Annotated in this window: 10 protein-coding genes and 1 pseudogene; 6 read left to right on the forward strand and 5 right to left on the reverse strand. The window is 68.6% G+C overall.

Features of this window, described 5'->3' with window-relative positions; genetic code table 11:
• Positions 1-269: pseudogene (locus JWN68_RS06320) on the reverse strand (hypothetical protein); the annotation flags it as partial.
• Between the two features lie 150 nt (positions 270-419).
• Between JWN68_RS06320 and JWN68_RS06325 the strand changes: the two are divergent.
• A complete protein-coding gene (locus tag JWN68_RS06325; RefSeq protein WP_297736274.1) occupies positions 420-704 on the forward strand; it encodes a hypothetical protein in 285 nt (94 codons plus the stop codon).
• A gap of 173 nt (positions 705-877) precedes the next feature.
• On the opposite strand, the gene JWN68_RS06330 is transcribed toward JWN68_RS06325, so the two are convergent.
• Both JWN68_RS06330 and JWN68_RS06335 read right to left on the reverse strand, forming a co-directional pair.
• Positions 878-2,077, reverse strand: coding sequence for a zinc-dependent alcohol dehydrogenase (locus JWN68_RS06330; protein WP_297736277.1), 1,200 nt, complete (start codon positions 2,075-2,077; stop codon positions 878-880).
• A 77-nt stretch (positions 2,078-2,154) separates the two neighbouring features.
• Positions 2,155-2,715 (reverse strand): hypothetical protein, encoded by a 561-nt coding sequence (locus tag JWN68_RS06335; RefSeq protein ID WP_297736280.1) that lies wholly within the window; start codon positions 2,713-2,715, stop codon positions 2,155-2,157.
• Positions 2,716-2,946: 231 nt separating this feature from the next.
• On the opposite strand from JWN68_RS06335, the gene JWN68_RS06340 reads away from it, so the two are divergent.
• Both JWN68_RS06340 and JWN68_RS06345 read left to right on the forward strand, forming a co-directional pair.
• Positions 2,947-3,951 carry a sigma-70 family RNA polymerase sigma factor gene (locus JWN68_RS06340; RefSeq protein ID WP_297736283.1) on the forward strand — a complete coding sequence of 335 codons (1,005 nt, stop codon included), beginning with the start codon at positions 2,947-2,949 and terminating at the stop codon, positions 3,949-3,951.
• Positions 3,890-4,606 (forward strand): GAF and ANTAR domain-containing protein, encoded by a 717-nt coding sequence (locus JWN68_RS06345; protein ID WP_297736286.1) that lies wholly within the window; start codon positions 3,890-3,892, stop codon positions 4,604-4,606. The genes JWN68_RS06340 and JWN68_RS06345 overlap by 62 nt, the downstream gene beginning before the upstream one ends.
• On the opposite strand, the gene JWN68_RS06350 is transcribed toward JWN68_RS06345, so the two are convergent.
• Complete coding sequence (locus JWN68_RS06350) at positions 4,594-4,812, reverse strand: hypothetical protein (RefSeq protein ID WP_297736289.1); 219 nt, start codon at positions 4,810-4,812, stop codon at positions 4,594-4,596. The genes JWN68_RS06345 and JWN68_RS06350 overlap by 13 nt on opposite strands.
• 64 nt (positions 4,813-4,876) lie before the next feature.
• Between JWN68_RS06350 and JWN68_RS06355 the strand changes: the two genes are divergently transcribed.
• The 3 genes from JWN68_RS06355 (at position 4,877) to JWN68_RS06365 (ending at position 8,595) form a co-directional block, all read left to right on the forward strand.
• The gene (locus JWN68_RS06355; protein ID WP_297736292.1) at positions 4,877-7,165 is read left to right on the forward strand and encodes a catalase; all 2,289 of its coding nucleotides are present in this window, start codon (positions 4,877-4,879) and stop codon (positions 7,163-7,165) included.
• Positions 7,166-7,232: 67 nt separating this feature from the next.
• Complete coding sequence (locus tag JWN68_RS06360) at positions 7,233-8,147, forward strand: alpha/beta fold hydrolase (RefSeq protein ID WP_297736295.1); 915 nt, start codon at positions 7,233-7,235, stop codon at positions 8,145-8,147.
• A 52-nt stretch (positions 8,148-8,199) separates the two neighbouring features.
• Positions 8,200-8,595 (forward strand): DUF1622 domain-containing protein, encoded by a 396-nt coding sequence (locus JWN68_RS06365; RefSeq protein WP_297736298.1) that lies wholly within the window; start codon positions 8,200-8,202, stop codon positions 8,593-8,595.
• A 6-nt stretch (positions 8,596-8,601) separates the two neighbouring features.
• Here JWN68_RS06365 and JWN68_RS06370 read toward each other — a convergent pair.
• The coding region (locus tag JWN68_RS06370; RefSeq protein ID WP_297736301.1) for an MBL fold metallo-hydrolase at positions 8,602-9,249 on the reverse strand (648 nt) is incomplete at its 5' end.

The following is a 9,249-nucleotide window of genomic DNA, read 5'->3' on the forward strand; positions in this document are numbered from 1 at the left end:
AGGCGGGGGGAGAACCCACCGAACTGGTGGCCGGAGTAGGCCTGTGCCACCGGCGTCGCCTCCGGCGGGAGTAGGGCGCCGGTCAGCAACCCGACCCCTTCGGGAGTCCGCAACCAGGCCGGGTCCAGGCCCAGCTCGACGGCGAGCGACTCGTCCAGGGCGACCAGGTGGGGGTCGGGCGCGGGCTCCGCCTTCCACGGGATGGTCAAGCCGGGAAGGTCGGTGGCGAAGTGACGCTGGAGCAGGAGATCTGCGGGGGCCGAGCTCATCTGACCAGCCTACTGACCCCCTACTTGGGGTGTAGTCGCTTTGCGTTGGTCAGAAGGTCGGCGGCATAGTAGCGGAGGCGCCTCAAGGCGTCCTGAAATCCGCTCAAGAATTGGCCGGAACTCGAAAAAATTCCTGAAAGAGGTTTCACCATGGCGAACACCGCCCACACCCATGACCGCACCACCGCCGCCGTCCGACGCGTCAGCACCGAGACGAAGTCGTCCTACAAGACGACCGAGCTCATCGCCTACGTTGCCTCGGTGCTCGGTGTGCTCATCGCCGCTGCGATGACCGACCGCAGTGACTTCGGCACGCAGGAGGCCTGGTTCTACGTCAGCCTGCTGACCATCGGCTACATGATCAGCCGGGGTCTGGCCAAGTCCGGCAGCCGCGACTTCTACGACGACGACGTCGACGGCAATCGCAACCACTGAGCACGACGGTGAGGTCGTTGTATGCCCGCTCGCTGGGCGAGGCCTTGCAGCTGCTGACGATCACTGCCACGGCCGCGGCAGTCTCCGCGATGCGAGCGTCGATCAGCCGCAGCTGACAGCAGCATGAAATGCCCCGGTCCTCCACGAGGACCGGGGCGTTCGTGTGCTCGGAGCTAGGCGGCGAGCCCCGGCTGGAAGACCACCTTGACCATGCCCTCTTCCTTCTTCTGGAAGTGCTCGTAGGCCGAAGGGGCGTCCGAGAGGGGCAGGTGGTGCGTCGCGAAGGCGTCGACGCCGAAGGGGTCGTCCTCGACGAGCATCGCGAGCAGCTCATCGCTCCAGGCGCGGACATTGGCCTGCCCCATCCGCAGCTGGACCTGCTTGTCGAAGAGCTGCATCATCGGCATCGGATCGGCCGATCCGCCGTAGACGCCCGAGATGGAGATCGTGCCGCCGCGACGTACGGCATCGATCGCCGTGTAGAGGGCAGCGAGGCGGTCGAGGCCGGCCTTCTTCATCATGGGCTCGCTGATCGCGTCGGGGAGCAGACCCGCGAACTTCTGCACCAGGCTGGCGCTCGGCGAGCCGTGGGCCTCCATCCCCACGGCATCGATGACGGCGTCCGGGCCACGTCCGTCGGTCAACCCGCGGACGACCTCGCCCACGCCGCCGCCGTTCTCGGCGATCTCGAGGTCGAGGGGCTCGGCGCCGAAGGCCATGACGCGCGCCAGCCGCTCAGGCACCCGGTCCACCGAGATCACGCGATGCCCGGCCTTGACGGCCATGCGAGCAGACATGTCACCGATCGGGCCGGCGCCGAGCACGAGCAGGGTCCCGCCGTCGGGGACGTCGGCGTACTTGAGCGCCTGCCAGGCCGTCGGAAGGACGTCGGACAGGAAGAGGAACCGGTCGTCGGAGTGCTCGTGGGGCACCTTGATCGGCATGAAGTCCGCGAACGGGACGCGCAGGAGCTCCGCCTGTCCGCCCGGGACCTGCCCGTAGAGCTTGCTGTAGCCGAAGAAGCTGGCGCCCGTGCCGTGCTCGTGGTTCTGCGTGGTCTCGCACTGGCTGTAGAGGTCGCGCTCGCACATCCAGCACGACCCGCAGCACACGTTGAACGGCACGACGACCCGGTCACCGACCGCCAGCTTCGTGACACCCGGACCGACCTCTTCCACGATGCCCATCGGCTCGTGCCCCACGATGTCGCCCGGCTCCATGAAGGGCGCGAGCGTCTCGTAGAGATGGAGATCGGACCCGCACAGCCCGGTCGAGGTGATCTTGATGATGGCGTCGGTGGGCTCTTCGATACGCGGGTCGGGAACTTCGCTGACCTGCATGTCGTGAACGCCTTGCCAGGTCACTGCCTTCATGTGGAACCGCCTTGGGTCGAGGTCGCTGTCGACCGTGCGTACCCTCGCTGCCCGAGCACATGCGCAGCGGTCCGGGCTCAGCCCTTGTGCGGGTCGGCCGCCTTCTGCAGGACCTCGGACTCATTCCTGATCGCCTTGGCGACGGAGAGGTCGAGCAGCGGCTCGGACGAATCTCCCGCTTGGGCCGACGTGCTGTCCTCCGTCGACGTGACGGCAGACAACACCTCGCTCGGGTCCTCGCCGGCCTCCTTGGCGCCAGCAGCCAGCGCCGGACCCGCCGTGGCGGCCCGGGCGGAGGGAGCCTTGTTCGCCGGCGCCTTCCGGGGCGCCTTCTTCTTCGCGTTCTTCGCCCCTGTCGCCTTCACGCGGGCTGCCGGTGGCGGCGTCGACGGGTCCGAATCTTGTGCCTCAGCGGTCAGCGCCGCGGGACGCGGAGTAGCGACACCGGTGTCCTCTCGTGGTGCGGGCACGGGAGCGGTCCCGTCGTCGCTCCCGGGCACGTGGCTGGCAGTCCAGTCCATCACCCGCGCGGTCGTCCGGGCCCCGGCCGCCGCGAGGCCGAGCGCCTGGCCCGCAACCGATCCAGCGGTTCGCACAGGGTGCGTCACTGCTCGAGTCACCTTGCCGATGGGGTTCATCACGTCTTCCTCTCGCCGTGGTCATAGTGGTGCCGTTCGATCATGTTACGGAGTGCCCGGAGGGGTGATTCCCATGACGGGCAGCCACCGTTTGGGATGTATTGCCCACCTCGGCGGCGCGGATAGTTTCGTTCGCGTGACCCCCCGTCGTCGTGCAGTGACAACCGCCGGAGTCGGTCACACCTCGCTCAAGAAACGGGCGTCCACAGTCGCAGCCGAAAGTGACTCGAAGTGACCATCGCCCCAGATCGAGCCCAAGACCGAGCCGTCGACGGAACCCAGGATCGGGCCCAGGACCGGGACTCCGTCGCTGGGCTCCCCCCGTCTCCGTTCCAGGACCGCTCGCGGTGTACGGCGCGGCTGCTGGCCGCTGCCGCCGGCACCGATGACGACGCGCGCAAGCAGGAGCTGTGGGACGAGGCCGTCACCTTCAACTCCCGGGTCGCCCGCGCCATGGCGCGCCGCTTCGCCGGGAGGGGGATCGACAGGGAGGACCTCGAGCAGGTCGCCTTCGAGGGCCTCATCAAGGCCGTCCGACGGTTCGATCCCTCCTCGGAGCACGACTTCATGTCCTTCGCCGTACCCACCATCCGCGGGGAGATCCAGCGCCACTTCCGCGACCTGGGATGGATGGTCCGGCCGACCCGCTGGGTCCAGGAGACCCAGTGGCGCGCCGTGCGGGTGGAGGAGGAGCTGACGGCCACCCTCGGCCGCCCGCCTCGTTCCGCCGAGCTCATCGAGGCCCTCGGCATCAGTGAGGTGGAGTACGCCGAGGTCGTCTCGGCCAACGGCTGCTTCCGCCCGACGTCCCTCGACCAGCCGGTCACCTCGTCCGACTCCGGCCAGGAGCTCGGGGACCTCTTGTCCCAGGAGGACGACGCCCTCGATGCCTGCGAGGCGCGGGCCATGGTGCTGCCAGCCGTCAGGGACCTCACCGAGCGTGAGCGGCGCGTGGTCTACCTCCGGTTCTTCGAGCAGCGGACCCAGCACGAGATCGCCGACGAGATCGGCGTGGGGCAGGCGCAGGTCTCGAGGATCCTCAATCGGGTCCTGGCCGATCTGCGCGAGCGACTCACCGCCGACGCGCCCGTCGACGAGGTCGGCGCGATGCGCAGCCGCACAGAGGGCTTGGTTAGAGTTCAGCCCTCACTCCTCGGCGCAGGACGGCAGAATCATGGATCAGCACCTCAACCTCGTCGAGGCAAGTCGGCGTCTCTCCGAGGCACTGGCTCCTGACGACCTGGACAAGACCCTCGAGCGGATCACAGCCGCGGCCGTCGAGGTCCTGCCCGACGTCGAGTACGCCAGCATCACGGTCAAGCACGCAGACGGTCGCCTGGAGACGTTCGCGCCCACCGACCAGCTGATCCTCGACCTCGACGCCGCGCAGTACGAGCTCCAGGAAGGTCCGTGCTACGACGCGGCGACGGAGACCATGCACGCTGCAGCGCCGTACCTCGCCGACGACAGCCGGTTCCCGGCCTACGGGCCGATCGCGGCAGCCGCCGGCATCGGAGCCCAGGCGGGCATCCGGCTCTACGACTCGCCCGCGTCCAACGGGGCCCTGAACCTCTACAGCACGCGGCCCGGAGCCTTCGAGGACCTCACGACCGTCGGCCAGCTGTTCGCGCATCAGGCTGCCGTGGCGCTGTCGTACGCCCGTCAGATCGACCAGCTCCAGGAGGCGGTCCAGACCCGGCAGCTGATCGGCCAGGCCGTCGGAGTGACGATGGAACGGTTCAACCTCAGCGATGCCCGCGCCTTCAGCTTCTTGACCCGACTTTCCCAGGACACCAACGTGAAGCTGCGTGTCCTAGCCCAACGGCTGATCGACGACCGGAACAACCCGGGCGCCGACGAGTTTTCGGACGGACCTGCTCAGGTGCTGTAGCGCACCCAGGTGATGAAGAAGAACAGCAGCGCGATCGCCGCGATCAGACCGAGCACGGCGAGGGCCGGCGCCCGGTTGCGGCGTGGCGCGGCGTTCAGCGGGTGGTCCGTGGTCGGTCGCCGAGGGTGAAAGTCCTGGTCCATGTGTTCCGGTTCCCTCGGACGAGTCGGCGTATGCACTTCGACTTTGTGCTTCTCCTCGACCACCGCATGTTCCCCCGGGCGAGGGGTACGAGCGAACTCCATGCACGCCAGCGCACAGGAGCCAGCCATGAGTCCCAAGAAGCCCGCTGCCAAGCCCAAGACCCCCGTCGCCAAGGCAAAGAAGGCCGCCAGCAAGGCCGTAGAGACCGTGGCCGAGGCGGCAGCTTCGCTGGTCGAGAAGCCGATCCCCGGGGCGCCGGGGAGTGAGCCGCCGAGCATGCAGGAGCCCACCAAGCCCCGGACCCCTCCTCCGCCGAAGCCGGACCAAGATCGCCCCGAGGAGGTCAGTGCCACTGGTGGCACGCCGGACGGCGACGGGCGCGCCCGGGCCCAGCAGGGTGCTTTCCTCACCACGTCAGTGGGCGCCAGGCTGCGCGACACCGACCACTCGCTGAAGGCTGGTCCGCGGGGTCCGACCCTGCTGCAGGACCATCACCTGCGCGAGAAGATCACCCACTTCGACCACGAACGCATCCCGGAGCGCGTCGTCCACGCGCGCGGCGCCGGCGCCCATGGGGTCTTCGTCGGCTACGGCGCCGCGGACGCCGTGACGATGGCCGCCTTCCTGGGCGAGGGCGTCGAAACTCCGGTGTTCACACGTTTCTCCACCGTCCTGGGTTCCCGGGGCTCCGCGGACACCGTTCGCGACACGCGTGGATTCGCCACCAAGTTCTACACCGAGCAAGGGAACTTCGACCTGGTCGGCAACAACATCCCTGTCTTCTTCATCCAGGACGGGATCAAGTTCCCTGACGTCGTCCATGCCGCCAAGCCGCATCCGGACAGGGAGATCCCGCAAGCGCAGAGCGCCCACGACACGTTCTGGGACTTCGTGTCGCTGCACACCGAGGCTCAGCACCACACGATCTGGAACATGTCCGACCGGGGGATCCCGCGGTCCTATCGCACGATGGAGGGCTTCGGCGTCCACACCTTCCGTTGCGTCAATGCGGACGGCGAGACGTCGCTGGTGAAGTTCCACTGGAAGCCGGCACTGGGAGTGCACTCCCTGGTGTGGGAGGAGGCGCAGATGCTCGGTGGGCTCGACCCCGACTTCCACCGCCCCGACCTCTACGACGCCATCGAGTCAGGAGCCCACCCGTCCTGGGAGCTCGGGGTCCAGGTCTTCCCGGACGTGCCTGAGCAGTTCTTCGAGGGCATCGACCTGCTCGACCCGACGAAGATCGTGCCGGAGGAGATCTCCCCGGTGCAGCCCATCGGTCGCCTCACGCTGACCCACAACCCGACCAACTTCTTCGCGGAGGTGGAGCAGGTCGCGTTCCACCTCGGCAACCTGGTGCCCGGGATCGACGTCACCGACGACCCGCTGCTGCAGGCCCGCCTGTTCTCGTACGTCGACACGCAGCTGAGCAGGCTCGGCGGGCCCAACTTCAACCAGATCCCGGTGAACCGTCCGCATGCACCGGTCAACGACATGCTGCGGGACGGCTTTCACCAGCATGCCGCCCATGAGGGAGTGGCGCCGTACAAGCCCAACACCCTCGACGGCGGTTGTCCCTTCCACGCCGGTCTCGAGGACGGCGCGTTCGCGGACCTGCCGGTGACAGTCCCAGCCGCGTCCAAGGGCCGAGAGAATCCCGCGTCGTACGACGACCACTTCAGCCAGGCGCGACTGTTCTGGCTGAGCATGACCCCCGTGGAGAAGGAGCACATCATCAACGCCTATGCCTTTGAGCTGGGCAAGTGCTACGAGCAGACCATCAAGGAACGCCAGCTCGCGGCGCTGGCCAACATCGATGCCGAGCTGTGCTCCGAAGTTGCAGCCGCACTGGGGCTCCCCGTCCCTGACCGGACAGTGAAGTACGAAGAGCCGGACGCAAGTCCGGCCCTCTCGCAGGTGGGGGAGACCTGGCCGTCGGACGGTCGACTCATCGGGATCGTGGTCGACCCGGGCGGTGACCTCGACACGGTGGGCACGGTGCGCCGAGACGTCCTGGCAGCGGGCATGGTGCCTCTCGTGATCGGGCCGCACGGGGGTGACCTCGGCGGCGGACTGGTCGCGCAGCGTTCGTACGCGACCGCACGCTCGGTGGAATTCGACGCCGTCCTGGTGGCCTCGGCCGCTCCGCCGGCTGCCGACGCCGTGGTCGCGCGGGACAGCAAGGCCGGGGCACCGGGGGCCGCCACGGACCCCCGCGTCCTGCTCCTGGTCCAGGAGTGCTTCCGGCACTGCAAGGCCGTCGGTTCATGGGGCGACGGCAACGCAGTGGTCGACGAGTCCGGGTGCTCCGGCCCGGGTGTGGTCCAGGAGGCGGGTGGCGCTGAGACGTTGGCCGTCGTCCACGAGCTGCTGGGCGCCCACCGCGTGTGGGAGCGGTTCGCCGTCAAGGTGTGAACATGGGCCGGGCGGCCCCGGCAGAGGTCGGCGACGACCCGTCCCCCGAGTAGATCAGGATGTCCTCATGAGCCTTTCGCTGACTCGCAGTACCGTCATCCGCGACGACGTCGAGCTCGCCGTGTTCGTCGGCGGCAACCCGCAGGGCCCCACCCTGGTGATGGTGCACGGGTGGCCGGACACCCACCTGATGTGGCACTCCGTCGCAGAACAGCTCGCGTCGCGCTTCCGGGTCGTCATGTACGACACGCGGGGCCAAGGGGAGTCTGCTCTCCCCGAAGAGGTCCACCGCCAGGTGTCCTTCGCCCTGCCCGACCTCGCGCAGGACTTCTTCGCCGTCATCGACGACGTCAGTCCCACCGAGCCGGTGCACGTGCTGGCCCACGACTGGGGCTCGATCCAGGTGTGGGAGGCCGTGTGCGAGGACGGCGCCGAGCAGCGGGTGGCCTCGTTCACCTCGATGAGCGGGCCCAACCTCGACCACCTGGGGATGTGGGTACGCCGCAACCTCAGCCGGCCGACGCCGCGCAAGCTGCTCCAGACGGTGGCACAGGGTGTGTCGTCGTCCTACGTGCCGTTCTTCGTCTCCCCGCTGGCGGGCCCGGTCCTGCGGACCGTGGCGACTCGCGACCGTTGGCGCCGGGTGGTGAGCTCGACCGAGGGATGTGAGCCCGAACCGGACGCTCACGCCCCGACCCTGGTCCAGGACATGGTGAACGGGCTGAGCTACTACCGCGCGAACACCCTCAACCTGGGCACGCGGCCACGCGAACGACGCACCACGGTGCCGGTCCTCCAGCTGGTGCTCACCCGAGACGGCGCGATCCGCCCGGACTCCCTGCGCGAGAGCGAGCGCTGGACCGAGCGGCTCGAGCGCGTGGAGCTGCCCTACGGACACTGGGCGGCGCTCACCCACCCCGACGTGATCGCCCGGGAGACCGCGTCGTTCATCGACTCCACCCAACCGGCCACTGCGGGATGAGGGGCCACATCCGGCGCTGTCACGAAGCCGGCGACCATGACAGCCTTGGCCCATGATCGATGACGAGCGTTTTGATTCCCTGATGGAGCTGGTGGTCCATGGGTTCGAGATCGCGGGCGTCGCCGTCCTCGTGCTGGGGGGCCTGGCGGCCTTCGTCAACGCGGGCTGGTCAGTACGACGCGTGGGGGTGCGAGAGGCCTACGAGAAGGCCCGGCGCGGAATGGGGCGGGTGATCCTGCTCGGCCTTGAGCTGCTGATCATCGCCGACAACGTGCTCACCATCACCGTGGATCCGACGTTGGAGAGCGCTCTGGGGCTGGGGCTGATCGTGCTGGTGAGGACCTTCCTCAGCTTCTCGCTGGAGGTGGAGCTCGAGGGCAGCCTGCCGTGGCGGCGAGCTGCCGAGAGCAGTCCCACGGGAGCGGGCGATCGCACGCCCGCGTCGTAGCTGCTCCTAATCGGTCTGCACGTCGCGGGACTGCGAGGGGTCGAGCGGGATCGTGCTGCCGCGATGGACGGTGCGGACGAGCCCGGCCATCCCCGCCTCCGCAGCCCGGGCCTCGAAGTCGGACAGCGGCGAGCGGAAGACCCCGTAGTCGTCGTAGTGCACCGGCACCGCGACCTCGGGGCGCACCCGTCGTAGGAAGTCGACACCCTGGACGGCGTCCATCGTCACCGTGTGGAAGAGCACCCGGGTGCCGCCGAGGTGCACGACCGCCACGTCGATCCCGGGGTGGCGCCGGGCGATCTCGTCCACGTGATCTCCGGTGAGGGTGTCCCCGCTCATGTAGACCCGACGGCTGGTCGTCCCACCGACGCGATGGGTCAGCAGCGTGCCCATCACGGGCGGGAGGAGCGCGCCCATCACCCCGCGTGCATGGATCGCCGGCAGCGCCTCGACCGTCAACGTCTCGTCTCCGCGGGTCATGACCTCGTCCTGCCAGGTGTCGAGCCCGCGCGCGTCGAAGTCCCAGGCGCGCAGCCTCTTGGCCGCCCGAGGCGTGGTGAACACGGGCTGGTCGCGCACCAGCCCTTGCTTCGCCACCCGGTCGAAGTGGTCGCCGTGCAGGTGCGACAGCACGATGGCATCGAGCGTCGGGAG

It is taken from the genome of Nocardioides sp. (assembly GCF_025964975.1).
Taxonomy (GTDB): domain Bacteria; phylum Actinomycetota; class Actinomycetes; order Propionibacteriales; family Nocardioidaceae; genus Nocardioides.

Coding starts and splice junctions, on each gene's coding strand:
- JWN68_RS06365 (WP_297736298.1), top strand. CDS start 8,200: ATGATCGATGACGAGCGTTTTGATTCCCTGATGGAGCTGGTGGTCCAT.
- JWN68_RS06355 (WP_297736292.1), top strand. CDS start 4,877: ATGAGTCCCAAGAAGCCCGCTGCCAAGCCCAAGACCCCCGTCGCCAAG.
- JWN68_RS06325 (WP_297736274.1), top strand. CDS start 420: ATGGCGAACACCGCCCACACCCATGACCGCACCACCGCCGCCGTCCGA.
- JWN68_RS06360 (WP_297736295.1), top strand. CDS start 7,233: ATGAGCCTTTCGCTGACTCGCAGTACCGTCATCCGCGACGACGTCGAG.
- JWN68_RS06335 (WP_297736280.1), bottom strand. CDS start 2,715: ATGAACCCCATCGGCAAGGTGACTCGAGCAGTGACGCACCCTGTGCGA.
- JWN68_RS06330 (WP_297736277.1), bottom strand. CDS start 2,077: ATGAAGGCAGTGACCTGGCAAGGCGTTCACGACATGCAGGTCAGCGAA.
- JWN68_RS06345 (WP_297736286.1), top strand. CDS start 3,890: ATGGATCAGCACCTCAACCTCGTCGAGGCAAGTCGGCGTCTCTCCGAG.